Source organism: Streptomyces sp. NPDC126499, from assembly GCF_040302485.1.
Classification (GTDB): domain Bacteria; phylum Actinomycetota; class Actinomycetes; order Streptomycetales; family Streptomycetaceae; genus Streptomyces.
Map to the genome: position 1 here is coordinate 278,065 of NZ_JBEOUO010000001.1, position 22,968 is coordinate 301,032.

Genomic DNA, 22,968 nt, shown 5'->3' on the forward strand with positions numbered 1-22,968 from the left:
ATGCCTCGGCGGCCAAGTCTCGCACCACTGCCCGCAGCTCCGATGGGTGTCCATGACCGCCATACGTTCCCGACGCGCCTCACGGCGTGTCGTCGCGACCACGGCGGCGGTCGTCGCCCTGCTGCTCGCGATTCTCCTCAGTCTGGCGGTGGGCGCCCGCGCCGTCCCGCCCGCCACCGTGTTCGACGCACTGCTGCACGGGGCCACCAGCCCCGACGCCGAGGTCGTACGGGAGCTGCGGGTGCCCCGCACCCTGATCGGTCTCATGGTCGGCGCGGCGCTCGCCCTGGCCGGGACCGCCCTGCAGGGCATCACCCGCAACCCGATCGCCGACCCGGGGATCCTCGGCATCAGCCAGGGCGCCTCGGTCGGTGTCGTCCTCGCCATCGCGGTCGCCGGGGTGCACACCCTCGGCGGCTACGTGTGGTTCGCCTTCGCGGGGGCCGCGCTCGCGTCCGTCGCCGTGTACGGCATCGCCTCCAGCGGACGGGGCGGGGCGACGCCCGTGAAGCTGGCGCTCGGCGGGGCGGCGATCAACGCACTGCTGCTGTCGGTGACCACCGGCGTGCTGACGACGCGGGCGTCCGCGCTCGACGAGTTCCGGTTCTGGCAGATCGGCTCGCTGGACGGCCGTGACACCCAGATCGTCGCCCAGATCTGGCCCTTCCTGCTGCTCGGCGCCCTGCTCGTGCTGTCCGTGGCCCGCGGACTCGACGCGCTCGCCCTCGGCGAGGACGTCGCCAAGGGCCTCGGGCAGCGGGTCGCGACCGTGCGGATCGTCGGCGGGATCGGCGCGACCGTGCTGACCGGCGCCGGGGTCGCCGCGGCCGGTCCGATCGCCTTCGTCGGCCTCGCCGTCCCGCACATCGCCCGCGCCGTCGTCGGCGGTGACCACCGCTGGGTGCTGCCGATGGCCGCGCTCATCGGGCCGGTGATGCTGCTGGTGTCGGACGTCGTCGGCCGGGTGCTGTTCCCGCCGGGCGAGGTGCCGGCGGGCGTGATGACGGCCCTCATCGGCGTGCCGTTCCTGGTGACGCTGGTGCGGCGGAAGGCGGTCCCGGCGTGACGACGACGCTTCCCCCGGTCCGGGCGGCCGGCTCCGCCCCCGTACGCCCCGCCGGCTACGGCCTCGTACGCGCCGGCCGCGCCTCCTTCCTGGTGCACCGGCGGTCCGCCCTGGTCGCCGCCGGCCTGCTCCTCGTCCTGGCGGCGGCCTCGGTCGCGTACCTCTGCGTCGGCGAACGCTTCGTCCAGCCGTCGGAGGTCGTGAAGGTCCTCCTCGGCGACGGGACCTCCTTCGTCGTCGAGGAGCTGCGGCTGCCGCGCCTCGCGACCGGTCTCATGGCCGGCGCCGCCTTCGGGATCGCGGGCGCGCTCATCCAGACCGTCGCCCGCAATCCGCTGGCCAGCCCCGACGTCATCGGCATCAGCCAGGGCGCGGGCGCGGTGACGGTCGCCGCGATGACCTTCGGGCTCACCTCGTACGCCGTTCTCCCGTACGTGTCGATCGCGGGCGGTCTCCTCGCGGCCGGGCTCGTGTACGTGTTCGCCTGGCGCGGCGGGCTGCACGCGACCCGGTTCGTGCTCATCGGCATCGGCTTCGCGATCGCGCTGCGCTCGCTGACCCATCTGTTCATGACGAAGGGCGACTACCTGGTCGCCCAGCAGGCGCAGATCTGGATGACCGGCTCCCTCAACGGGCGCGGCTGGGACGAGTCGCTGCCGCTGCGGGTGACGCTGCTCGTGCTGCTGCCGGCCGTGCTGTGGGCGGCGCGGGCGCAGCGGACGGTGTCGCTCGACGACGACACGGCCACCGCGCTCGGCGTCCGGCTCGGGCGGGTGCGGCTCGGGCTCGTCGCGGTGGGTGTCGTCCTGGCGTCGGTCGCGACGGGCGTCGCCGGGCCGGTGGACTTCGTGGCGCTGCTCGCGCCGCAGATCGCCCGCAGGACCACCCGGACCGCGCAGATCCCGCTGCTGTGCTCGGCGCTCATGGGCGCCCTCGTCGTGATCGTCGCCGACCTGCTGGGCCGGCGGCTCTTCGCGCCCACCGAACTGCCGGTGGGCGTCCTGACGGCGGCGGTCGGCGCCCCGTATCTGATCTGGCTGATCATGCGCAGCCGAGGAGTGGGAGGCAAGGCGTGACCGTCGTCTCGAAGGCGGACAGCAGGAACAGCGGGGACAGCGGGGACAGCTCGGACAGCAGCAGGCTGACGACGCGGAAGCTGACCCTGGCGTACGAGGAGCGGACCGTCGTCCAGGACCTGGACCTGGCGATCCCGGACGGCAAGGTCACCGTCATCGTCGGCCCCAACGCGTGCGGCAAGTCGACCACCCTGCGGGCGCTCGGCCGGCTGCTCAGGCCCCGGGGCGGGGCCGTCCTCCTCGACGGGGAGGAGCTGGCGAAGCTGCCCACGAAGCGCATCGCGCAGCAGATCGGCCTGCTGCCGCAGACCCCGGTCGCCCCGGAGGCGATCACGGTGGCCGACCTGGTGGCGCGGGGCCGCCAACCGCACCAGGCGTGGTGGAAGCAGTGGTCGGAGGAGGACGAGCGGGCCGTCGTCGACGCCATGGAGCGCACGGACGTCGCCGGCCTCGCCCACCGGGCGGTCGACGAGCTGTCGGGCGGTCAGCGCCAGCGCGTGTGGATCGCGATGGCCCTGGCCCAGGAGACCGACCTGCTCCTCCTCGACGAGCCCACCACCTACCTGGACATCGCCCACCAGGTCGAGGTCCTCGACCTGGTCCGCCGCCTCAACCGCGTCCGCGGCCGGACCGTCGTGATCGTCCTCCACGACCTGAACCAGGCGGCGCGGTACGCCGACCACCTGATCGCCATGAAGTCCGGCCACGTGCTCGCGGAGGGCGCCCCGGAGGAGGTCGTCACGGCCGACCTGGTACGCGAGGTCTTCGGCCTGGAATCGGTGGTCGTCCCCGACCCGGTGACGGGCTCACCGCTGGTGGTGCCGGGGGCGCCGTGGCGGGCGGAGACGGACTGAGGGGGCGGGGGCGTGGGCGGGGTGCGGTCCCGACGCCCCGGGCGGTCCCTACGGCCCCGCCGTCAGCGGAGGCCGGGGGCGCTCCCGACGGCCCCGCCGTAGTCCCGCGCCCGGCCCCGCAAGGCGGCAGCGGCCGGGGCGGGGCCGGGTCCCAGCCCCGTCGTTCAGCTTCAGCCGGGGGCGCGCCTGGCCGTGCACCCGACACGCGCACCGGCGGCGGGCGTGGCGGGGTGCGCTTCGAACGGCCCCGCCGTCAGCGTGGGCCGGGAGCGGTCCCTACGGCCCCGCGTAGGCGGGAGCGGCCCTACGGGCCCCGCCGCCGCCCGCGCCCGGCCCAGCAGGCCGGCAGCAGCCGGGGCGTGGCCGGCGCCCGGCCCCCTCGTTCGGCTTCCGCCGGGGCCCCGGCGGTGGGCCGGCTCCGCGCCCGGTGGGCGTCGGGGACCCGGGCCGGGGTGGCGCCTCGGGTCGTCTCAGGCCCCCGTGCCGGGGGCCCGCGGCGCCGGTGGGTGGTGCCGCATCCGATGCGGCGCCCGCTGCCCGGACTGGTCGGCCTGATCCACGGGCCCCTAGCGGGCCGCCCGCCGCGCCCGCCACAGCAGGAACAGGGCCGAGGCGACGGCCGCGGCGCGCAGGGTCCAGGGCCAGGTGTCGGCGAGGGCCGCGCCCATGGCCGTCTCGCCCGGGGGGACGGGGGTGCCCCAGCGGCCCTCGACGCGGCCCCACAGCCAGACGATGCCGGCGGTCACGGCGAGCCCGGGGACCACCAGGACGGCGCCGCGGCGCTCGCGGGAGGCGTAGGCGAGGAGCCAGCCCGCGGCGAGCGGGAAGAGCCAGCCGAACGCGGCGCCGGCCAGCAGGAGCAGCGCCGACGCGAGGAGCAGGGGGCTGCCGAGGCGCAGGCCGCGGACCCGGGCGAACCGGCCGGACCGTTCCCCGGCCCCGTCCCCCTCTACGGCCTCCGGCGCTTCCCCGCGCTCGTCCCCGTCCCCGTCCTCGTCCTCCTCGACCGGCGGGGGCTTCAGCAGCTCCGGGATCTCCACGCCCCCGACGAAGCCCGGCACCCCGACGGCCTCCACCGCGCCCGGCGCACCCGTCGCGTCCGTCGCGTCCGTACGCCACCAGTCCGAGGCCCCGCTTCCCGACGCCCCGCCCGGACCCCGCTCCCCCGCCCGCGGCCCCGGCACCGGCGCGCCCGAAGCCGTCGGATCGGGCCCGGCCCCGGGCGCCACGCGGGCGACGACCTCGTCCGGCGTACCGAGCTCGCCCAGGATCCCGGACACGCCCTCGCCGCGCACCGCGCGGCGGCGCTCGATCTCGTCGCGCAGGCCCGCGACCAGCTCACGGCGCTCGGCCGCCGGCACCTGCCGCTGCTGCGCCAGATCACCGACCCGGCTCAGATAGTCGAAGACCAACCGGTCGTTCTCGATCCCCTCGATCCCCACGGCATGACGTTAGCGCCTGCGCAGGGGCTAACGTGGTGCGGATGGGGATCGGTGAGCTCGACCGGGAGGCGCACGTGCCCGAAGGAACGGACGACGGCGCGGCCAAGGGCGCCGGCGCGCCGCCGCGCACGCTCGCGGAGGCGCTGCGCGCCGGCGGGGACGAGGCGCTCGCCGCGCTGCTGCGCGCCCGCCCGGACCTGCTCACGCCGGTGCCCAACGACCTGACGCAGCTGGCGACCCGGGCCGGCACCCGCGGTTCCGTGGTCCGGGCCCTCGAACGGCTCGACCGGTTCACCCTCCAGACGGCCGAGGCCCTCGCCGTGGCCCCGGACCCCGCCCCGTACACCGTGCTCCTCGGCCTGCTCACGGGCGACGGCGGGCACCCGGACGCACCCGCGATCGAGGCGGCGCTGCCGCGCGCGGTCGCCGTGCTGCGCGAGCAGGCGCTCGTGTGGGGCGACGACGAGCGGCTGCGGCTCGTACGGACCGCGCGCGAGCTGCTGGCGCCGTCGCCGCAGCACCCCTCCCCCACCGGCCTCGGCCCGACGGTCGCGGAGGCCACGGCCGGGATGTCGCCGGGCCGGCTGCAGGAGATCGTCGCGGCGGCCGGGCTGCCCCCGACGCACGACCCGGTGTCGGCGGTGGCGGCCCTGACCGCCCTGTTCACGGACCGTACGAGGATGGCGGCGCTGCTCGACACCGCGCCGCCGGAGGCGCTCGCCGTGCTCGACCGGCTGGTGTGGGGCCCGCCGTACGGGGAGGTGACGGCCGACCCGACGCCGCCGGTGCGCTGGCTGCGCGACCGCGGGCTGCTGCTGCCCGCCTCGACCCGGACCGTGGTGCTGCCCCGTGAGGCGGCGCTCCACCTGCGCGGCGGGCGGGCGCACCGCACCCCGGAGCCGACGGCTCCGGCGGTGGTGGCAGCCCGCGAGTACCGTCCACAGGTGGTGGACAACGCGGCGGCCGGACAGGCGTACACGGCCCTGTCGACCATCGAGGAGCTCCTGAAGTCCTGGAACCAGGGCGGCCCGCCGGTGCTGCGCGCCGGCGGCCTCGCCGTACGGGACCTCAAGCGCACCGCCACGGCCCTCGACCTGCCGGAGCCCACGGCGGCGTTCTGGCTGGAGCTCGCGTACGGGGCCGGGCTGCTCGCCTCGGACGGGGAGGCGGACGAGCGGTACGCGCCGACGCCCGCCTACGACGACTGGCTCGACCTGCCGCCCGCCGAACGCTGGGTGGGCCTCGCCGCCGCCTGGCTGGCGGCGACCCGCGTGCCGGGCGTGGTCGGCAGCCAGGACGGCAAGGGCCGCACCCTCGCCGCGCTCGGCCCCGGCCTCGACCGCGGACCGGCGGTCGAGGTCCGCCGCCGGGTCCTCGGCCTGCTGGCCACCCTGCCGCCGGGCGCCGCCGCCGACCGGGAGTCGGTCCTCGCCCGGCTGCGCTGGGACCGGCCGCTGCGCGGCGGCGGCGACCAGGCGGCGGACCTGCGGGCCCGGATCGCGACCTGGACCCTGGAGGAGGCCGAACTCCTCGGCGTCACCGGCCGCGGCGCGCTCGCCTCGCCCGCCCGGGCGCTGCTCAACCTGCCGCTGGCCGAGGCCGCCGACGACGACGCCCTCGAAGGCCACGCCCACGACTGCGAACCGGCCGTCGCCGCCTCCCGGGCCGCGACCCTGCTCGCCCCGCTGCTGCCCGAGGCCGTCGACCACGTGCTGCTCCAGGCCGACCTGACCGCCGTCGCGCCGGGGCCGCTGCGCCGGCCGCTCGCCGAGACGCTGTCCGTGCTCGCCGACGTGGAGTCGAAGGGCGGCGCGACCGTCTACCGCTTCACGCCCGCCTCCGTACGCCGTGCCCTCGACGCCGGACGCAGCGCCTCCGACCTGCACGACTTCCTGACCTCCCACTCCCGCACCCCGGTGCCGCAGCCGCTCGCCTACCTCATCGACGACGTGGCCCGGAGGCACGGCCACCTGCGGATCGGCGCCGCGTCCGGCTACGTCCGCTGCGACGACGACGCCCTGCTCGGCGAGATCCTCGCCGACCGCCGCTCGGCCCCCCTGCGGCTGCGCCGCCTCGCGCCGACGGTGCTGGCCGCGCAGGCGGACCCGGCGGCGCTGCTCGACGTGCTGCGGGCCATGGGCTACGCGCCGGCGGCGGAGTCCGCCGAGGGCGACGTCCTGATCACCCGCGCCGACGCCTACCGCACCCCGCCCCGTACCGCCCCGGCCCCCGTCCAGGACGGCCCGCCCGCCCCCGACGCCACGCTGCTCACCGCCGCCGTCCGGGCGATCCGGGCCGGTGACCGGGCCGCGACGGTGCACCGCAAGGAGCCCGCGTCGGCCACCCCCGTCACCTCCGGCGGCCTGCCCCGCACCTCCGCCGCCGAGACCCTGGCCACCGTCCAGGCCGCCGCGATGACCGGCTCGGCCGTCTGGATCGGCTACGTCAACGCGGAGGGCGCCGCCAGCCAGCGCGTGATCGCCCCGGTCCGCGTGGAGGGCGGCTTCGTGACGGGCTACGACCACACGGCCGACGAGGTCCGCACGTATCCGCTGCACCGGATCACGGGCGTGGCGGAACTGGCGGAGGACGAGGTCTAGACACTTCCTCCAAAGCCTTCCTCCGCCCTCCGGATCAGGCGCGGGGGCTGACCAGGGTGCCGGGGTCGATCGTGAGCGGGAACGGCGTCTCGATCTTTGTCTCCCGTCCCGCCTCGGCCACAGTCCTCTCGACGTAGCGGCCGTCCACCAGCTCGGTGACGATCAGCGCCGTCTCGGGCTCCAGCTCCAGTCGCCACAGGTGCTCGATGCCCGCCTCCGCGTAATAGGGCGGCTTGAGGAGACGGTCCGTGCGCCGTCCGGACGACGAAGGCGAGACGATCTCGACGACGAGGAGCACGGCCTCGGCATCCACGGTGATCGGATCCTCGGCGGCGGCGGCCGCTTCGACGACGACGATGTCGGGGATGAAGAGTCCGTCGGGCAGGACCACATTGACGGCTTCCATCACCTCGGCCGACACGCCGGCCTGCTGCACGGCGGCATCCAGGAGGTGCCACAGCCTCGACGACGCACGCTGGTGCTTGAATCCGGGAGCCGGAGACAGCAAGAGCGCTTCCCCCACCAATTCACGACGTTCACCGCGGTCCTCCCCCAGAGCCAGCACCTCTTCTATCGTCCAGGGACCGTAGTGCGGATCGTGCGCGACGCTCATCTCGCCACCTCCCTCTCGGCAGTCCGTCGCAACCAGTGTCGCGGTCCTCTCGGACATCGGCCGGGCTTCAGGCAGACTGGATGTTTGGCCACGTGGAAGGGATACGCAGCACGTGAACGGTCCACTCATCGTCCAGAGCGACAAGACACTCCTCCTGGAGGTCGACCACGAGCAGGCCGAGGCGTGCCGCCGCGCCATCGCCCCCTTCGCCGAGCTGGAGCGGGCGCCCGAGCACATCCACACCTACCGGGTCACGCCGCTCGGCCTGTGGAACGCGCGGGCGGCCGGGCACGACGCCGAGCAGGTCGTCGACGCGCTCGTGGAGTTCTCGCGGTATCCGGTGCCGCACGCGCTGCTCGTGGACGTCGCCGAGACGATGGCGCGCTACGGGCGGCTGACGCTGTCCAAGCACCCGGTGCACGGGCTCGTGCTCACCACCACCGACCGGCCCGTCCTGGAGGAGGTGCTGCGGTCGAAGAAGGTGCAGCCGCTCGTCGGGCAGCGCATCGACCAGGACACCGTGGCCGTGCACCCCTCGGAGCGCGGGCAGATCAAGCAGACGCTGCTCAAGCTGGGCTGGCCCGCCGAGGACCTGGCCGGTTACGTGGACGGCGAGGCGCACCCCATCGACCTCGCCGAGGACGGCTGGGCGCTGCGCCCGTACCAGCAGCAGGCCGTCGAGGGCTTCTGGCACGGCGGCTCCGGCGTCGTCGTGCTGCCCTGCGGCGCCGGCAAGACGCTGGTCGGCGCCGGGGCGATGGCCAAGGCCCGGGCGACCACGCTGATCCTGGTGACGAACACCGTCTCCGCCCGCCAGTGGAAGCACGAGCTGGTGAAGCGGACCTCGCTGACCGAGGACGAGATCGGCGAGTACAGCGGGACCAAGAAGGAGATCCGCCCGGTCACCATCGCCACCTACCAGGTCCTGACCACCCGCCGGAAGGGCGTCTACCCGCACCTGGAGCTGTTCGACTCCCGCGACTGGGGCCTGATCGTCTACGACGAGGTCCACCTGCTGCCGGCGCCGGTCTTCAAGTTCACCGCCGACCTCCAGGCGCGCCGGCGGCTCGGCCTCACGGCGACGCTCGTCCGCGAGGACGGGCGCGAGTCCGACGTCTTCTCCCTCATCGGCCCCAAGCGCTTCGACGCGCCGTGGAAGGAGATCGAGGCGCAGGGCTACATCGCGCCCGCCGACTGCGTCGAGGTGCGGGTCGACCTCACCGACGCGGAGCGGCTCGCGTACGCGACGGCCGAGGCGGAGGAGAAGTACCGCTTCTGCGCCACGACGGCGACCAAGCGGCGGGTCACCGAGGCCCTGGTGCGGAAGTTCGCCGGGCAGCAGATCCTCGTCATCGGCCAGTACATCGACCAGCTCGACGAGCTCGGCGAGCACCTGGACGCGCCGGTGATCAAGGGCGAGACGTCGAACGCGCAGCGCGAGAAGCTGTTCGACGCGTTCCGCAACGGCGAGATCAGCGTCCTGGTGGTGTCGAAGGTCGCGAACTTCTCGATCGACCTGCCGGAGGCCACCGTCGCCATCCAGGTGTCCGGCACCTTCGGCTCCCGCCAGGAGGAGGCCCAGCGCCTCGGCCGGGTGCTGCGTCCGAAGGCCGACGGCCACCAGGCGCACTTCTACTCCGTGGTCGCCCGCGACACCATCGACCAGGACTTCGCCGCCCACCGGCAGCGGTTCCTGGCCGAGCAGGGGTACGCGTACCGGATCGTGGACGCGAGCGAGCTGCTGGCCGCCGGGGAGTGACGTCGGCGTCGGCGTCGGCGTCGGCGTCGGTACGGTGAAGGGGCCCCGTCCGGGTGCGGACGGGGCCCCTCCGTGTCGTACGGGCGGGTCAGGACCCGCTGATCACCACGGCCGCTTCATCGCGCCCGGTCCATCACGCCGGGTTCAGGACCAGCTTCGCCCGGTCGTTGCTCCGGTTCGGGTCGAACGGCAGCGGCGTGTCCCCGTACGGCGGCTTCAGCAGCACCGCGCCCTTGGCGCCGGTGACGACGGTGTCGATCCGCAGCTCGAACGGGAACGTCACCGTCTGCCGCTCCGCCACCCACATCGGCAGCTGGCACAGATAGCGCGGCGCGCCCGTGCGCACCCCGCTCTCCCACCAGCCGCCGTCGGCCGTGCGCGGCTCGCAGGCGTCCGGGACGGCGGTGGCGGTGGCGCCGCGCGGGACGGTGACGTCGACGGCGGCGACCGGGTCGCCGGAGCCGAGGTTGGCGACCCAGGCCGGGCCGCGGTTGCGGAAGGTCACCGGGACGGTGACGGTCTGGCCGGCCTGCGCCGTGGCCTTCGCGCCGTGGACGGCGAAGTCCGCGGTGTTGGTGGCGGTGATGCCGACGACCGCGCCGTTGCCCTCCGGCTGGATGTCCTCGACACCGCCGCCCGGCTGCACCCCGAGGTCGATGCGCTCGGCCAGCGCGTACGGGGCGGTCTTCGCGGACAGCGGCGCGGGCAGGGTGAAGGTGCCGCCCGGCGCGACGACGTCGTCGAAGGCGCACTCGTACCGGGTGACGGGCTTGATCGTGCCCTCGCCGATCGGGGTGGCGGTGCACTGCGGGGCGAGGCCGTGCAGTTCGAGACCCCGGGTGACGTAGAGGTCGACCCGGATGCCGTCGGCCGGCTGGTTGCCGTGGTTGGCGACGGAGAAGCGGACGGGCACGGTGCTGCCCGGCACGACGTCGGAGACGGGCGCGGGCGGGTCGAGGACGAGATCGGGACCGGAGGCGATCTTGACGTCGGTCCAGTTCTCGGCGGCGACGAGCTCGCCGCCCTCGGCCGTCGTCGTGGCCTTCGCCTGGTACGAGACCCGGCCGGTGGCGCCGTCGGCGGCGCCGGCCGCCGCGCGGACCTGGAGCTTCACCGGGCCGGCGTTCGTCGTCGGGACCTCGGGGACGGAGCAGACGGCGGTGGTGGTGCCCGCCGGCGCGCAGTTCTCCGGCCAGGTCACCTCGGCGATGCCCGCGAGGCCGGAGATGTCGACGGTGAGCCGGCCGTCCGTGACGCGGTAGGCCGGGTTGTCGTGGGAGAGCCCGAGGGTGAGGGTGGTCGCCGGGGCCTGCCCGCCGCCCTCGACGACCCTGGGGAGCACGAGCTCGTACGGGTTCGCTGCTATCCAGAGCTGGTCACTGTCCGCGAGGGCCGGCGTGGCGGTCATCCCGACCGTGACCAGGCCCGCTGCCGCGACACACGCACCGAACCGCACGATGTGGCCGGTGGAGGACTTCTTCATGATCTCCTCGTTCGTCGGATGAGGCGGTGCGAAGAGGAGACCGGCGAGGGGCGGGGATGGTTGCGCTCAGGCGGCGGACCGGCCGGTGTCCCGGTGCGCGGGGCGGGGGTCGCGTACGCCCGCCTCCTTCGCGAAGGTCTCGTCGTACGAGCCGAGGAGGACGACGCCGACGGCGGCGGAGCCGAAGGCGCGGATCGCGCGGAGCCCGAAGGCGAGACGGTGAGGTATCCGGGTCGAGGACGTGGTCGCTGGGGTGAGGGTCGTGGCGGTCATGTCTCTATGATCCGAATCGGACATAACGAACACATCGGTCCCGGGGGTGAACCGGTGTCCCCCTGAGGTCGGACCCCGCCCCCTACGGGGCATCGGGCCCCGCCCCGGGCAGGGAAAGCGTTCGCCTCGGGCAGGGAAAGCGTTCGCCTCGGGCAGGGAAGGCGTTCGCCCCGGGCAGGAAAAGCGTTCGCCCCGGGGCCAGGGTGCCCGCTACACTCGCCTGCTTCCCCGCCTCCCGCTCGGCTCTCGCGCGTGGAGCGCCGCCGTCCGGTCGGAAACCGGCGGCCACCTTGACGTGTCCGCGCATCACCCCGTCCGGAGGCTTCACCGTGTCCGCACCGTCCGCGCCGTCCGCCGACGACCCGCTCGCCCCCCTCGCCCGCGAGCGCGCCCACCTCGCCGCGTCCCGCGCCGCCCTGCGCGCCATGCGCGAGGACGTGGAGTCGCTCGACATCAAGGACGTCACCGCGAACTGGGTCAACGCCGTCGTCCTCACCCGCCAGATCGAGGACCGCATCAAGGCGCTCGCCGACCTCGCCGACACCCCGCTGTTCTTCGGCCGCCTCGACTACCTGCACAGCACGCAGGAGGGGCAGCGTTTCTACATCGGCCGACGGCACGTCCACGACGCCGACGGCGACCCGATGGTGATCGACTGGCGCGCCCCCGTCTCGCAGTCGTTCTACCGGGCGTCGAAGAAGGACCCGCAGGACGTGGGGCTGCGGCGCCGCTTCGGCTACACGGGCGGCGAGCTCACCGCGTACGAGGACGAGCACCTGTCGGACCCGGACGAGCTGGAGCGGACCAGCCGGCTGCTCCAGGCGGAGATCGAACGGCCGCGCGTGGGCCCCATGCGGGACATCGTGGCCACCATCCAGCCCGAGCAGGACGAGATCGTCCGCTCCGACCTGTCCGGCACGGTCTGCGTGCAGGGCGGGCCGGGCACCGGAAAGACGGCCGTCGGCCTGCACCGTGTCGCCTACCTCCTCTACGCCCACCGGGAACGCCTCGCCCGCACGGGAACGCTGGTCATCGGACCGAACCGTTCCTTCCTCCACTACATCGAGCAGGTGCTGCCGGCGCTCGGCGAGCTGGAGGTGCGGCAGGCGACCGTCGACGACCTCGTCGCCCACGTCGAGGTACGCGGCACGGACGAGGCGGCGACCGCCGTCGTCAAGGGCGACGCCCGGATGGCCGAGGTGCTGCGGCGGGCCGTGTGGTCGCACGTGACGCTGCCGACCGAGCCGCTGATGGTGGTGCGCGGCTCCCGGCGCTGGCGGATCCCCGCGTACGAACTGGAAGAGATCGTCCGCGAGTTGACCGACCGCGACATCCGCTACGGGGCGGCCCGCGAGGCCCTGCCGCAGCGCGTCGCACACGCCGTCCTGGTACGGATGGAGCAGGCAGGCGAGGCCCCCGACGACCGGGTGCAGAACGCGGTGGCGCGGAACGCGGCGGTCAAGGCCCTGGTGAAGGAGTGCTGGCCGGTGGTCGACCCGGCGAAGCTGGTGCTGCGCCTGCTGAGCGACGCCGACTTCCTCGCCGAGCACGCGGCGGGGATCCTCGACGACGAGGAACAGAAGCTGCTGCTGTGGGCAAAGCCGTACCGGAGCGTGAAGTCGGCGAAGTGGTCGGCGGCGGACGCGGTCCTGATCGACGAGGCGAAGGACCTGGTGGAGCGCACCCACTCGCTGGGCCACGTCGTCCTCGACGAGGCACAGGACCTCTCCCCCATGCAGTACCGGGCGGTGGGCCGGCGCTGCACCACCGGCTCGGCGACCGTCCTCGGCGACCTGGCGCAGGGCACGACGCCCTGGGCCACGGAGAGCTGGGCGCAGGCGCTCGCGCACCTGGGCAAGCCGGAGGCGGTCGTGGAGGAGCTGACGGCCGGTTTCCGCGTGCCGCGCGAGGTCATCGCGTACGCCTCGCGGTTGCTGCCGCACATCTCCCCGGGGCTCGCGCCGGTGGAGTCGGTCCGCGAGAACCCGGGCTCGCTGACCGTCCGCTCCTCGACCGCGCACGCGCTGGACGAGGACGTGGTCGCGGCGTGCGTGGAGGCCCTGGCCCACGAGGGCTCCATCGGCCTGATCGCCGCCGACGCCCGGATCGCCCCGCTCGCCGAGGCCCTGGCGGCGGCGGGCCTGAGCCACCTGTCCCCCGGCGAGGAGACGACCGCCGAGTCCCGCCTGACCCTGGTCCCGGCCTCGCTCGCGAAGGGCCTGGAGTACGACTACGTGGTCCTGGACGAGCCGGCCGCCGTGGTCGACGGCGAACCGGACGAGCGGACGGGGCTGCGGCGGCTGTACGTGGCGCTGACGCGTGCGGTGTCGGGACTGACGGTGGTTCACGCGACGGAGCTGCCGGGGCAGTTGGGGTCCTAGTTCGACAGGTCCGCGTACTCGGGCAGGGCCTGGGTCCAGGCCCGGTGGGCGACATCGGCGAGGACCGGGTTCTTGCCACGGTAGTAGTGCTCGGTCATGACCCCCCAGCACAGGGCCCAGCCGCGCCCGCGTGCCCAGGTCGCGTCGTCGACCTGGGCCGCCTCACGGAAGAGGGGGCGGGTCTCGGGGGTGAGGAGGGTCCAGGCCGCCATCATGTCGCAGGCCGGATCGCCGGTGCCGAGACCGCCCCAGTCGATGACGGCGCTCAGCCGGCCGTCGCGGGTCAGCAGATTGCCCGGCAGCAGGTCACCGTGCACCCAGACGGGCTCGCGGTCCCACTGCGGGAGCCGGAGCACCGCCTCCCAGGCGGCGGTCACGGCGTCCGCGTCGAGCGTGCCGTCGTCGCCGAGCTCGCGGATGGCGGGCGCCATGCCGCCTTCCTCCCACTCGGTGACGTGCCCGCCCCGGAAGGACGCGGGTCCGCCGGTGGCGTCCACACTGCGCAGGGCGGCCCCGAAACGCCCCAACTCGACGGCTGCCGAGGCGAGATCGGCGATCGGCGCCTCGTACGCGTCGGCCCCGTCCAGCCACCTGAACACCGACCACGCCTGCCCGAACCCCTCGCCGGGCACCCCATGCCCCACCGGCACGGGTACGGGCAGCGGCAGCGCGGGCGCCAGCAGCGGCAACCACCGCTGCTCCTTCTCGACCTGCCCCTGCGCCCAGTCGGCCTTCGGCAGCCGCACGACGAGCTCGTCCCCGAGCCGGAACATCGCGTTGTCGGTCCCGGCCGTCTCCAACTGCCGTACGGGCAGCTCGGCCCACTCGGGGAACTGTGCGGCGACGAGACGGCGGACGAGGTGGGCGTCGAGGGGAGGGGGCGGGGTGAGCTGCGGGGGCTGCGTGGGCTGCATGCGGCGGAGGGTACGGGGGCGGCCGGAGGCCCGCCAGGGAATTTGCGCCAGGCGCGGGCCGGGTGGCTGGGGGTGGGGGTTTTGGGTTTTCGGGGTGGCCGTTTCGGGTGTGCTTCTGGTCCGGCCGAAACGGCCACCCCGACAGCGCCCAGACCCCCGCCCCGAGTCCCCCCTACCCGTCCACCGCCTCCCGCCACTCCCTGACCGCCTCCACCGACACCGGGGCCGTCCAGCCGTTCGGGCGGGCCGCGCCGCCGATGTGGAAGGCCGTCAGGCCGGCCGCGCGCAGGGTCGGCAGGTGGTCCAGGCGCAGGCCGCCCCCGACCAGGATCTGCGGTTCGTAGCCCGGCTCACCCGCCCTCGCCGCCTCCGCCCCCAGCGTCGCCAGGCCGTCGTCCACGCCGGTCGGCGCCCCCGCCGTCAGATACGTGTCCAGGCCCGGCAGGTCCGCCAGCTGCTTGCGCAGGGCGTCGCGGTCCGCGGCCCGGTCGATCGCCCGGTGGAAGGTCCAGCGGCAGCCGTCCAGGACCGCGATCAGCCGCTCGATCGCCACCAGGTCCGGCTCGCCCTTCGCCGTCAGGAAGCCCAGGACGAACTCCGTCGCCCCCGCCGCCCGCAGCTCCGACGCCCTCGCCACCAGCGCGTCGACCCGCTCCGCGTCCCCCGCCTCGAAACCGTCCGTCAGCCGGAGCATCACCCGCAGCGGGATGTCCACCGCGGCGCGGATCGCCGCGAAGCCGGACGTGGACGGGGTCAGCCCGTCCGCCGCGATGTCGGTGACCAGCTCCAGACGGTCCGCCCCACCGGCCTGGGCGGCGACCGCGTCCCGCTCGTCGAGGGCGATCACCTCCAGCACTGCACGGTCGCTCATCGAGCCCCAACCTCCACCGATCGCACGCCTACAGGTCTAGTCCAATGAACACCCTAGCCGTGCGAGTGGCCGCCCGCATCGTGCGACGGCGCTTCCGCCGGCGCGGCCGTCGGCGCGCCGCCGCCCGCGCGGACCGTGAAGGCCGCCGTCCGGACCTTGCCCTCGTGCTGGAAGTCCAGGAACAGGCGGTACGTCCCCGAGCTCGGCGCGGTCGCCGTGAAGGAGACGTCCGGCCCCGGGCCGCCCTCGTTGGGGTGGACGTGGAGGTAGGCCAGGTCGCCCTCACGCAGGGCGACGAGGTGCCCGTACGCCCCGAGGTAGGGCTCCAGGTCGGTGACGGGCCTGCCGGCCTTCGTGACGGTGAGCCGCAGCTCGCCCGCCTTGCCGGGGTCGAGCGTCCCGCCGAGCCGCACCTGGTAGCCGTCCACTTCGGCGGTCGGCGAGACGGGCGGCATCGGCTTCGGGGCGTACGCGCCGGGGACGGCCAGGTCGACGCCGAGCGTGATGCCCTTCGCGCCCTTGACCGCCGGCTTGAAGTCGGCGAAGGCCTTGTAGGCGCCGGCCGCCGGCAGGTCCGCGTCGACCGTCCAGGTCCCGTCGGGGGCCTTCTCGGGGTGGAGGTGACGGAAGACGGTGAGGTCGCGCGAGGCGACGATGAAGTGGAGCTCCTTGCCGTGCTCCGTCGTGAACGCGGTGACCTTCCGGCCGGCCGTGTCCTTGATGGAGAACTTCAGCGTGCTCCTGCCGAGGGCGGGCGTCGGGGTCTCCAGGGCGAGGGTGTACCCGCCGTCCGAGACCTGGAGGCCGCCGGCCGCCGGGGCGTTCGCCTCCGCGTGGCCCCCGTGGCCCGCCTGGTCAGCGTGACCGTCCCCGCCCTTGCCCTTCGGCGCGGCCTCGGCGTGGCCGCTGTGCTCGGCCTTCTTCGGCTCCTCGAAGGGGCCGACGCCCTTGCCGACCCCGTACGCGGTCCCGAAGGTCGCGGCGAGCGCGGCGGCAAAGGCAGTGATCTTCACTCCGGTGTTCATGACTGCTCTCCCGTACGTGGGTGGCATGCGACGGGACCCTTCTGGACCCTCACTGCACCTCACCATACCCCTGGGGGGTATCAAGTCAAGTCACGGCAGCGCTTGCGCCCTCATACCACCGGGGGGTATACATGGATCCACAGCGATACCCCCCGAGGGTATCTGATCGAGGAGGAAGAACATGGGTTCCTGCTGCACCCCCGACAACAGCTGCTCGACCAACACCGTCGAGGTCTCGACGGCCACCGCGGTCGCCGAGAGCACCAGCACCGTCTACGCGGTCTCCGGCATGACCTGCGGCCACTGCAAGACCGCCATCACCAATTCGGTCAGCGCGCTCGACGGCGTCATCTCCGTCGACGTCGACGTCGCCGGCGGCCTGGTGACCGTCACCACCGGCGGCGAGCCCGACGACGCCGCGATCGCCGCGGCGGTCGACGACGCCGGCTACGAGCTGACCGGCCGCGCCTGACCGGCGCCTTAGCGCCAGCCGGCCGCCGGGGCTCGCCCACCACGCCCGAGCCCCGGCCCCCGAGCCCCGTAACGAACGAGGAGCAGTTTCATGACCACGACCACTCCGGGCACCGCCCAGGTCGAGCTCGCCATCGGCGGCATGACCTGCGCCTCGTGCGCGGCCCGTATCGAGAAGAAGCTCAACCGCATGGACGGGGTCGAGGCCACCGTCAACTACGCGACCGAGAAGGCGAAGGTCACCTTCTCCGCCGACATCCCGGTCGCCGACCTGATCGCCACCGTCGAGGCCACCGGCTACACCGCCGCCGAGCCCGAGCCCGAGCGCCCGGCCGCGAGCGGCGGCGGCTCCGACGCCGGCCCCTCCGACGAGGAGAAGGCCGACGAGGAGCTGCGCCCGCTGAAGCAGCGGCTGGTCACCGCCGTCGCGCTGGCCGTGCCCGTCATCGCCATGGCGATGGTCCCGGCGCTGCAGATCGAGTACTGGCAGTGGCTGAGCCTCACGCTCGCCGCGCCGGTCGTCACCTACGCCGCCTGGCCCTTCCACCGGGCCGCCTGGACCAACGCCAAGCACGGCGCGGCGACGATGGACACGCTGATCTCGGTCGGCACCATCGCCGCGTTCCTGTGGTCGCTGTGGGCGCTGTTCTTCGGCACCGCCGGCACGCCCGGCATGACGCACCCCTTCGAGTTCACCATCGCCCGCACCGACGGCGCCGGGAACATCTACCTGGAGGCCGCGGCCGGCGTCACCGCCTTCATCCTGGCCGGCCGCTACTTCGAGGCCCGCTCCAAGCGCAAGGCGGGCGCGGCGCTGAAGGCGCTGATGCAGCTCGGCGCGAAGGAGGTGACCGTCCTCAAGAACGGCCGGGAGGTCACCGTACCGACCGCCGAACTCCAGGTCGGGGACCGCTTCCTGGTCCGGCCGGGCGAGAAGATCGCCACCGACGGCACCGTGGTCGAGGGCTCCTCGGCCGTGGACGCCTCGATGCTGACCGGCGAGTCCGTGCCGGTCGAGGTCGGGGTCGGCGACTCCGTCACCGGTGCCACGCTGAACGCCGGCGGCCGCCTGGTCGTCGAGGCCACCCGCGTGGGAGCCGACACCCAGCTGGCCCGGATGGCCAAGCTGGTCGAGGACGCCCAGAACGGCAAGGCCGCCGCCCAGCGCCTCGCCGACAAGATCTCGGCCGTGTTCGTGCCGATCGTCATCGCCCTCTCGCTGGGCACCCTCGGCTTCTGGCTGGGCACGGGACAGGGCCTGACCTCCGCGTTCACCGCGGCCGTCGCCGTGCTGATCATCGCCTGCCCCTGCGCCCTGGGCCTCGCCACGCCGACCGCGCTCATGGTCGGCACCGGCCGCGGCGCCCAGCTCGGCATCCTCATCAAGGGCCCCGAGGTCCTGGAGACCACCCGCAAGGTCGACACCATCGTCCTGGACAAGACCGGCACCGTCACCACCGGCCGGATGACCCTGATCAAGGTCCACACCGCCGCCGGCACGGACGAGACCGACGTGCTGCGCCTGGCCGGCGCCCTGGAGCACTCCTCCGAGCACCCGATCGCCCAGGCCGTCGCCACCGGCGCCGCCGCGAAGGTCGGCACGCTGCCCACGCCCGAGGACTTCGTCAACATCCCCGGCCTCGGCGTCCAGGGCGTCGTCGACGGCCACGCCGTCCTCGTCGGCCGCGAGAAGCTGCTCGACGAGTGGGCGATGTCCCTCCCCGCGAGCCTGAAGTCCGCCAAGGACGCCGCCGAGAAGGCCGGCAAGACCGCCATCGCGGTCGCCTGGGACGGCGAGGCCCGCGCGGTCCTGGAGGTCGCCGACGCCATCAAGGAGACCAGCCCCGAGGCCATCCGGCGGCTGCGCGCCCTCGGTCTGACCCCGATCCTGCTCACCGGCGACAACAAGGCCGTCGCCGAGGCCGTCGCCGCCGAGGTCGGCATCGACGAGGTGATCGCCGAGGTCATGCCGCAGGACAAGGTCGACGTGGTCAAGAAGCTCCAGGCCGAGGGCCGTTCGGTCGCCATGGTCGGTGACGGCGTCAACGACGCCGCGGCCCTCGCGCAGGCCGACCTGGGCCTGGCGATGGGCACGGGCACGGACGCCGCCATCGAGGCCGGCGACCTGACCCTCGTACGAGGCGACCTGCGGGCCGCGGCGGACGCCATCCGGCTCTCCCGCAAGACCCTCGGCACCATCCGGTCCAACCTCTTCTGGGCCTTCGCCTACAACGTGGCCGCCCTCCCGCTCGCCGCGGCCGGCCTGCTCAACCCCATGATCGCGGGAGCCGCCATGGCCTTCTCCTCGGTCTTCGTCGTCGGCAACAGCCTGCGCCTGCGCGGCTTCCAGGCCGCCGACCGCTGACATCCCTGCGGACATCCGAGGAGGCCGCCGTGGCCGGTTACGTACAGCACAAGGAAGACATCATCAGACGCCTGAGGCGCATCGAGGGGCAGGTCCGGGGGGTGCAGCGGATGGTCGACGAGGACGTCTACTGCATCGACGTCCTGACCCAGGTGTCCGCCATCAACGCGGCGCTCCAGTCCTGCGCGGTCGCCCTCCTCGACGAGCACCTCAGCTGCTGCGTCACGGAGGCCATCGAGGCCGGCGGGGACCAGGCCAAGGTCAAGGTCGGCGAGGCGTCGAAGGCGATCGCCCGCCTCATCCGGACCTGATCCGGACCTGATCCGGGCGGGGGCCGGGACCCGAGCCCCGCACCCCCGCCCGACCTGACACACCAGGACCTGACACAAGTAAAGAGAGAGTCAACCGCCCTTGTGCGAAGGGCAGTCCGCGGACAGCTTCACGCTCAGCCGAAGGCACAGGCCGAGCACCCGCCGAAGGAGCACCAGTTCCGTCGAACCGGGCAGACCGGGGACGCAGACCTTCGCGCAGGGGCGGTTCCTCATGAGGGTCGTCATCCCGCCATCGTACCCCTGGGGGGTATACCTGAGCGGGTGAGGCGGCCCGTACGATGAGCCGCCCGTGAGCGGGGAGGGGATGCACGTGCGCCGGCTGGGAGAGCTGGAGGCCGAGATCATGGACCGACTGTGGGCCTGGCAGCGGCCCGCGACGGTCCGCGAGATCGTCGACGACATCAATCTGGGGCGCCGCGTCGCCTACACGACGGTGATGACCGTCGCCGACATACTCCACCGCAAGGGCTGGCTGCGCCGGGAGAAATCCGGCCGCGCCTGGCTGTACGAACCCGTCCGCAGCCGCGAGGAGTACACCGCCGGCCTCATGCAGGACGCGCTCGGCGACAGCCAGGACCGGCCCGCGGCGCTGCTGCGCTTCGTCGAGACCATCTCCGACGAGGACATGGCCGCCCTCGACGCGGCCCTGCGCACCGCCCGCCGCGCCCAGGGCCCCGAGGACGGCGACGGGGACGGCCCGCGGCCCTACGGCCACCTCCGTGGCCGAGGCGGCGAGGGCCGGTGAACCACCACACCCTGCCGCCGCTCGGCCTCGTCCTGTGCACCGGGTTCCTGGTGCCCTGGCTGCTCGTACGGGCCCGCTGGGCCCAGCAGGTGCCGCGGCTCGCGCTCGCCGTGTGGGCGGCGAGCGGAGCGCTGTTCGCCGGCTCCGCCGCCCTGCTGTCGGCCCACCTGATGCTGCCCAGCACCGCCGGCCACCGGCTGAGCGACGCCCTCTTCCTCCTCCGCTTACCGCCCGCCGAACGGCTCCTGGAACTGACCGCGCGCGAGTACGCGGCCCTCGGCACCGCCCTCGCCGTCCTCGCCGTCCCGGCCGCCGGCTTCGCCCGCGCCCTGCTGCGGGCCCGACGGCAGCGGCGGCGGCACGCCGAGACCCTGCGGCTCGTCGGCCGTTACGACGCGGGGCTCGGCGTCACCGTCCTGGAGCACCAACGGCCCGCCGTCTACTGCCTGCCCGGCCGCTCGCGCCGGGTCGTGGTCTCCTCCGGCGCCCTCACCACCCTCACCTCGCCGCAACTGGACGCCGCCCTCGCCCACGAACGGGCCCACATCTCCGGGCGCCACCATCTGCTGGTCGCCGCCGCGGAGTCCTTCGCGAGCGTCTTCCCGTACCTGCCGCTCGCCCGGCACGGCGGCACCGCGGTCCCGCTGCTGCTCGAGATGACCGCGGACGACCGTGCGCTGCGCCGATGTTCGCGCGACGCGCTGGCCACCGCCCTGTACGCGCTCGCCTCGGGAAAGGCCCCGCGCGAGGCCTTCGGGGCGGGCGGCCCCTCGGCCGCCCTGCGCATGCGGCGGATCCTCACCCCGCAGTCCGCGGGGCACCCGGTGCTGCGCGGACTGCTCACGATCGCGGCCGCCGGACTCGCGGCGGCCCCACTGATCATCGCCTGCTGTTCGTTCCCCAATTAGATACTAAGGGAATTCGTAGATTTCACATCGGTCACAACGGCTCCGAATTCCCCGCTATTGTGGGTATGTTGACGCTCAGCTCGGCACGTCGAAGGGTACGGACCAATGCAGCTGGCTGACGTGCGGGCGGCGGAAGCCGCCGACGCGACGACGATATCCAGGCTGCTTGCGGAGTCCATTCGGGGCAGTTACGCGGAAATACTCGGCGAAATCCCTACGCGGCGCCTGGTCTCCGCGCAATGCGCACTTCCGCGTATCCGAGCGGAAATTGAAATTCCGGGCGGCGCGCCCGGCTGGCTCGGCTGGCTGGTCGCCACCGGCGCCGACGGTGCCGTGGTCGGCGCGGTCGCCGGCGGTGTGCCCGTCCCCGGCGAGGGCGAGCTGTACGCGCTCGCGGTCACGCCCGGCGCCCGGCGCGCCGGAATCGGTACGGCGCTGCTCGGTGCGACCACCGACCGGATGCGCGCGTTCGGGGCGGACCGTCAGCGGGTGACGCTGCCCGCCGAGCAGGACCCCTCCCTCCCCTTCTACGAGCGTCAGGGCTTCGCCCCGATCGGCACGGCCCGCCTGTGCCGCCCGCTCTGACCGGCCGCTCCGGCTGACCGGCCGCGCTTCGACCGGCCGCTCCGGCTGACGGGCCGCCCGCTCCGACCGCCCGCCCGCTCGCGCAGCCCCTCAGGGCTTCCTCCGCCTCCAGGGCCTCCCTCCTCCCCCACCCGTGGCAGACACACGCCATCGCGTGTTCACGCCCCCGGATCCGCTGGATCCCGCACTCCGCCCCCGGTCAGGATGGAGCACAGCGGCGCGGACCCGGCGGCACGGGTATCCCGCCCGGACGGCACGGACCGAGCGAGCCCTGGAGGAGCGATGCACACACCGAGCGGACTTTCCCTGCCCGCCGTGCCCGCGGCGCTCTCGCCGGTCCTGCCGTCCCGATACGAACTCCCCGCCCCCGGCGCCGGCATCCGGCTCACGTCCGACACCCTTCCCGGACTCGAGACGGTCTCCCCCGGCGACGAGGACTCGGTCTGGCTGCACGACACGCTCCTCGGCCCGCACAGCGCCGACATCGTCCGGTACCTCGGTCTCGCCCGGTCCACCGGCGGCCCCGTTCTCGATCTCGGCTCCGGCGCCGGACGGCTCGCCGTCCCCTTCGCCCGGCACGGCTTCGCCGTGGAGGCCGTGGACCGGGACGGCCCCGCCCTGGAGCGCCTCGAGAACTGGGCCCGGCGCATCGGTCCGCAGGTCGCCGGGCTGATCGTGACCACCCGGGCCGACCTCACCGAGCTGCGGCTCGACGGCGACTACCGGCTCGCGCTGCTCGCGGGCGCGATGGTCTCCGCCGTACCGCCGCGGGCGCGGCCCCGGCTGCTGCGCGAGATCGCCACGCACCTGGGGGCGGGCGGAGCGCTCGCACTCGACTACACCTCGCACCTGCTGTCCGGCCTGGTCGCCGAACCGCAGCGGACCTGGGCCTTCCAGGTGCCGCGGTTCGACGGGATCGACGAGTGGGTGGTGGCCCGGCAGGACTTCGACCTGCGGACGATGAGCGAGCGGATCACCTACTACACGGCGCGGACCGGGAAGCTCTCCACCGAGCGGGTCGTGCTGACCACCGACAAGTGGATCGTGGACGGCGAGCGCCTGGCGGCCGAACTGCACTCGGCGGGCCTGCACATCGAGGGCCGCCGCCGGCACCGCATCGACGACCGGACCGAGAGCGTGCTGCTCGTCTGCCGCCCGGACGACTGACGTCAGGGACGGCCAAGAGGTACGATGCCCACAAAAGT

At 74.1% G+C, this 22,968-nt stretch carries 21 protein-coding genes; 13 read left to right on the top strand and 8 right to left on the bottom strand.

From position 1 onward, the window contains the following. The first annotated feature begins 52 nt into the window (after positions 1-52). The 3 genes from ABTZ91_RS01380 (at position 53) to ABTZ91_RS01390 (ending at position 2,996) form a co-directional block, all read left to right on the top strand. The gene (locus ABTZ91_RS01380) at positions 53-1,066 is read left to right on the top strand and encodes an iron ABC transporter permease (protein ID WP_352075027.1); all 1,014 of its coding nucleotides are present in this window, start codon (positions 53-55) and stop codon (positions 1,064-1,066) included. Continuing rightward, entirely contained in the window at positions 1,063-2,142 is a 1,080-nt protein-coding gene (locus ABTZ91_RS01385) for an iron chelate uptake ABC transporter family permease subunit (RefSeq protein WP_352075028.1), read from the top strand. Before ABTZ91_RS01380 ends, ABTZ91_RS01385 begins: the two co-directional genes overlap by 4 nt. A gap of 65 nt (positions 2,143-2,207) precedes the next feature. Further along, positions 2,208-2,996: an ABC transporter ATP-binding protein gene (locus ABTZ91_RS01390; protein ID WP_352075280.1), complete on the top strand. Its 789-nt coding sequence runs from the start codon at positions 2,208-2,210 to the stop codon at positions 2,994-2,996. Positions 2,997-3,562: 566 nt separating this feature from the next. Here ABTZ91_RS01390 and ABTZ91_RS01395 read toward each other — a convergent pair. Then, the gene (locus tag ABTZ91_RS01395) at positions 3,563-4,438 is read right to left on the bottom strand and encodes a hypothetical protein (protein WP_352075029.1); all 876 of its coding nucleotides are present in this window, start codon (positions 4,436-4,438) and stop codon (positions 3,563-3,565) included. 41 nt (positions 4,439-4,479) lie between these two features. Between ABTZ91_RS01395 and ABTZ91_RS01400 the strand changes: the two genes are divergently transcribed. Next, on the top strand, positions 4,480-7,038 hold the full coding sequence (locus tag ABTZ91_RS01400) for a helicase-associated domain-containing protein (protein WP_352075030.1): 2,559 nt from the start codon (positions 4,480-4,482) through the stop codon (positions 7,036-7,038). A 34-nt stretch (positions 7,039-7,072) separates the two neighbouring features. On the opposite strand, the gene ABTZ91_RS01405 is transcribed toward ABTZ91_RS01400, so the two are convergent. Further along, positions 7,073-7,651: a Uma2 family endonuclease gene (locus ABTZ91_RS01405; RefSeq protein WP_352075031.1), complete on the bottom strand. Its 579-nt coding sequence runs from the start codon at positions 7,649-7,651 to the stop codon at positions 7,073-7,075. A 112-nt stretch (positions 7,652-7,763) separates the two neighbouring features. Between ABTZ91_RS01405 and ABTZ91_RS01410 the strand changes: the two genes are divergently transcribed. Then, positions 7,764-9,410 carry a DNA repair helicase XPB gene (locus ABTZ91_RS01410; RefSeq protein WP_345486523.1) on the top strand — a complete coding sequence of 549 codons (1,647 nt, stop codon included), beginning with the start codon at positions 7,764-7,766 and terminating at the stop codon, positions 9,408-9,410. Positions 9,411-9,543: 133 nt separating this feature from the next. Here the strand turns inward: ABTZ91_RS01410 and ABTZ91_RS01415 are convergent, their stop codons facing one another. Both ABTZ91_RS01415 and ABTZ91_RS01420 read right to left on the bottom strand, forming a co-directional pair. Then, a complete protein-coding gene (locus ABTZ91_RS01415) occupies positions 9,544-10,893 on the bottom strand; it encodes a hypothetical protein (protein WP_352075032.1) in 1,350 nt (449 codons plus the stop codon). A 66-nt stretch (positions 10,894-10,959) separates the two neighbouring features. Then, the gene (locus tag ABTZ91_RS01420; RefSeq protein WP_352075033.1) at positions 10,960-11,166 is read right to left on the bottom strand and encodes a hypothetical protein; all 207 of its coding nucleotides are present in this window, start codon (positions 11,164-11,166) and stop codon (positions 10,960-10,962) included. Between the two features lie 329 nt (positions 11,167-11,495). Here ABTZ91_RS01420 and ABTZ91_RS01425 point away from each other — a divergent pair, with 329 nt between their 5' ends. Beyond that, positions 11,496-13,547 carry a UvrD-helicase domain-containing protein gene (locus ABTZ91_RS01425; RefSeq protein ID WP_352075034.1) on the top strand — a complete coding sequence of 684 codons (2,052 nt, stop codon included), beginning with the start codon at positions 11,496-11,498 and terminating at the stop codon, positions 13,545-13,547. Here ABTZ91_RS01425 and ABTZ91_RS01430 read toward each other — a convergent pair. From ABTZ91_RS01430 to ABTZ91_RS01440, 3 genes are all read right to left on the bottom strand, one after another. Next, positions 13,544-14,461, bottom strand: a complete 918-nt coding sequence (locus tag ABTZ91_RS01430; RefSeq protein WP_352075035.1) for an aminoglycoside phosphotransferase family protein — start codon at positions 14,459-14,461, stop codon at positions 13,544-13,546. The two genes, ABTZ91_RS01425 and ABTZ91_RS01430, sit on opposite strands and share 4 nt — an antisense overlap. 172 nt (positions 14,462-14,633) lie before the next feature. Continuing rightward, complete coding sequence (locus ABTZ91_RS01435; RefSeq protein WP_352075036.1) at positions 14,634-15,332, bottom strand: copper homeostasis protein CutC; 699 nt, start codon at positions 15,330-15,332, stop codon at positions 14,634-14,636. A 53-nt stretch (positions 15,333-15,385) separates the two neighbouring features. Beyond that, the gene (locus ABTZ91_RS01440) at positions 15,386-16,357 is read right to left on the bottom strand and encodes a hypothetical protein (RefSeq protein WP_352075037.1); all 972 of its coding nucleotides are present in this window, start codon (positions 16,355-16,357) and stop codon (positions 15,386-15,388) included. 181 nt (positions 16,358-16,538) lie between these two features. Between ABTZ91_RS01440 and ABTZ91_RS01445 the strand changes: the two genes are divergently transcribed. The 3 genes from ABTZ91_RS01445 to ABTZ91_RS01455 all read left to right on the top strand — a co-directional run bounded on the left by ABTZ91_RS01445 (position 16,539) and on the right by ABTZ91_RS01455 (position 19,504). Next, positions 16,539-16,829, top strand: a complete 291-nt coding sequence (locus ABTZ91_RS01445; protein WP_352075038.1) for a cation transporter — start codon at positions 16,539-16,541, stop codon at positions 16,827-16,829. 90 nt (positions 16,830-16,919) lie between these two features. Continuing rightward, positions 16,920-19,193 (top strand): heavy metal translocating P-type ATPase, encoded by a 2,274-nt coding sequence (locus ABTZ91_RS01450; RefSeq protein ID WP_352075039.1) that lies wholly within the window; start codon positions 16,920-16,922, stop codon positions 19,191-19,193. Positions 19,194-19,222: 29 nt separating this feature from the next. Continuing rightward, entirely contained in the window at positions 19,223-19,504 is a 282-nt protein-coding gene (locus ABTZ91_RS01455) for a metal-sensitive transcriptional regulator (protein WP_128981368.1), read from the top strand. 90 nt (positions 19,505-19,594) lie between these two features. Here ABTZ91_RS01455 and ABTZ91_RS01460 read toward each other — a convergent pair whose 3' ends face one another. Next, positions 19,595-19,750, bottom strand: coding sequence for a hypothetical protein (locus tag ABTZ91_RS01460; RefSeq protein WP_352075040.1), 156 nt, complete (start codon positions 19,748-19,750; stop codon positions 19,595-19,597). 85 nt (positions 19,751-19,835) lie between these two features. Between ABTZ91_RS01460 and ABTZ91_RS01465 the strand changes: the two genes are divergently transcribed. From ABTZ91_RS01465 to ABTZ91_RS01480, 4 genes are all read left to right on the top strand, one after another. Beyond that, positions 19,836-20,270, top strand: a complete 435-nt coding sequence (locus ABTZ91_RS01465; RefSeq protein ID WP_352075281.1) for a BlaI/MecI/CopY family transcriptional regulator — start codon at positions 19,836-19,838, stop codon at positions 20,268-20,270. Further along, entirely contained in the window at positions 20,267-21,178 is a 912-nt protein-coding gene (locus tag ABTZ91_RS01470; RefSeq protein WP_352075041.1) for a M56 family metallopeptidase, read from the top strand. The genes ABTZ91_RS01465 and ABTZ91_RS01470 overlap by 4 nt, the downstream gene beginning before the upstream one ends. 105 nt (positions 21,179-21,283) lie before the next feature. Next, positions 21,284-21,763 (top strand): GNAT family N-acetyltransferase, encoded by a 480-nt coding sequence (locus ABTZ91_RS01475; protein WP_352075042.1) that lies wholly within the window; start codon positions 21,284-21,286, stop codon positions 21,761-21,763. Between the two features lie 282 nt (positions 21,764-22,045). Continuing rightward, a complete protein-coding gene (locus tag ABTZ91_RS01480) occupies positions 22,046-22,930 on the top strand; it encodes a class I SAM-dependent methyltransferase (protein ID WP_352075043.1) in 885 nt (294 codons plus the stop codon). The last annotated feature ends 38 nt before the right edge of the window (positions 22,931-22,968 follow it).

Excerpts from the sequence above, each read along its gene's own strand:
- ABTZ91_RS01380 (WP_352075027.1), top strand. The coding sequence starts at position 53 with ATGACCGCCATACGTTCCCGACGCGCCTCACGGCGTGTCGTCGCGACC.
- ABTZ91_RS01400 (WP_352075030.1), top strand. The coding sequence starts at position 4,480 with ATGGGGATCGGTGAGCTCGACCGGGAGGCGCACGTGCCCGAAGGAACG.
- ABTZ91_RS01405 (WP_352075031.1), bottom strand. The coding sequence starts at position 7,651 with ATGAGCGTCGCGCACGATCCGCACTACGGTCCCTGGACGATAGAAGAG.
- ABTZ91_RS01415 (WP_352075032.1), bottom strand. The coding sequence starts at position 10,893 with ATGAAGAAGTCCTCCACCGGCCACATCGTGCGGTTCGGTGCGTGTGTC.
- ABTZ91_RS01420 (WP_352075033.1), bottom strand. The coding sequence starts at position 11,166 with ATGACCGCCACGACCCTCACCCCAGCGACCACGTCCTCGACCCGGATA.
- ABTZ91_RS01430 (WP_352075035.1), bottom strand. The coding sequence starts at position 14,461 with ATGCAGCCCACGCAGCCCCCGCAGCTCACCCCGCCCCCTCCCCTCGAC.
- ABTZ91_RS01435 (WP_352075036.1), bottom strand. The coding sequence starts at position 15,332 with ATGAGCGACCGTGCAGTGCTGGAGGTGATCGCCCTCGACGAGCGGGAC.
- ABTZ91_RS01440 (WP_352075037.1), bottom strand. The coding sequence starts at position 16,357 with ATGAACACCGGAGTGAAGATCACTGCCTTTGCCGCCGCGCTCGCCGCG.
- ABTZ91_RS01445 (WP_352075038.1), top strand. The coding sequence starts at position 16,539 with ATGGGTTCCTGCTGCACCCCCGACAACAGCTGCTCGACCAACACCGTC.
- ABTZ91_RS01450 (WP_352075039.1), top strand. The coding sequence starts at position 16,920 with ATGACCACGACCACTCCGGGCACCGCCCAGGTCGAGCTCGCCATCGGC.
- ABTZ91_RS01460 (WP_352075040.1), bottom strand. The coding sequence starts at position 19,750 with ATGACGACCCTCATGAGGAACCGCCCCTGCGCGAAGGTCTGCGTCCCC.
- ABTZ91_RS01475 (WP_352075042.1), top strand. The coding sequence starts at position 21,284 with ATGCAGCTGGCTGACGTGCGGGCGGCGGAAGCCGCCGACGCGACGACG.
- ABTZ91_RS01480 (WP_352075043.1), top strand. The coding sequence starts at position 22,046 with ATGCACACACCGAGCGGACTTTCCCTGCCCGCCGTGCCCGCGGCGCTC.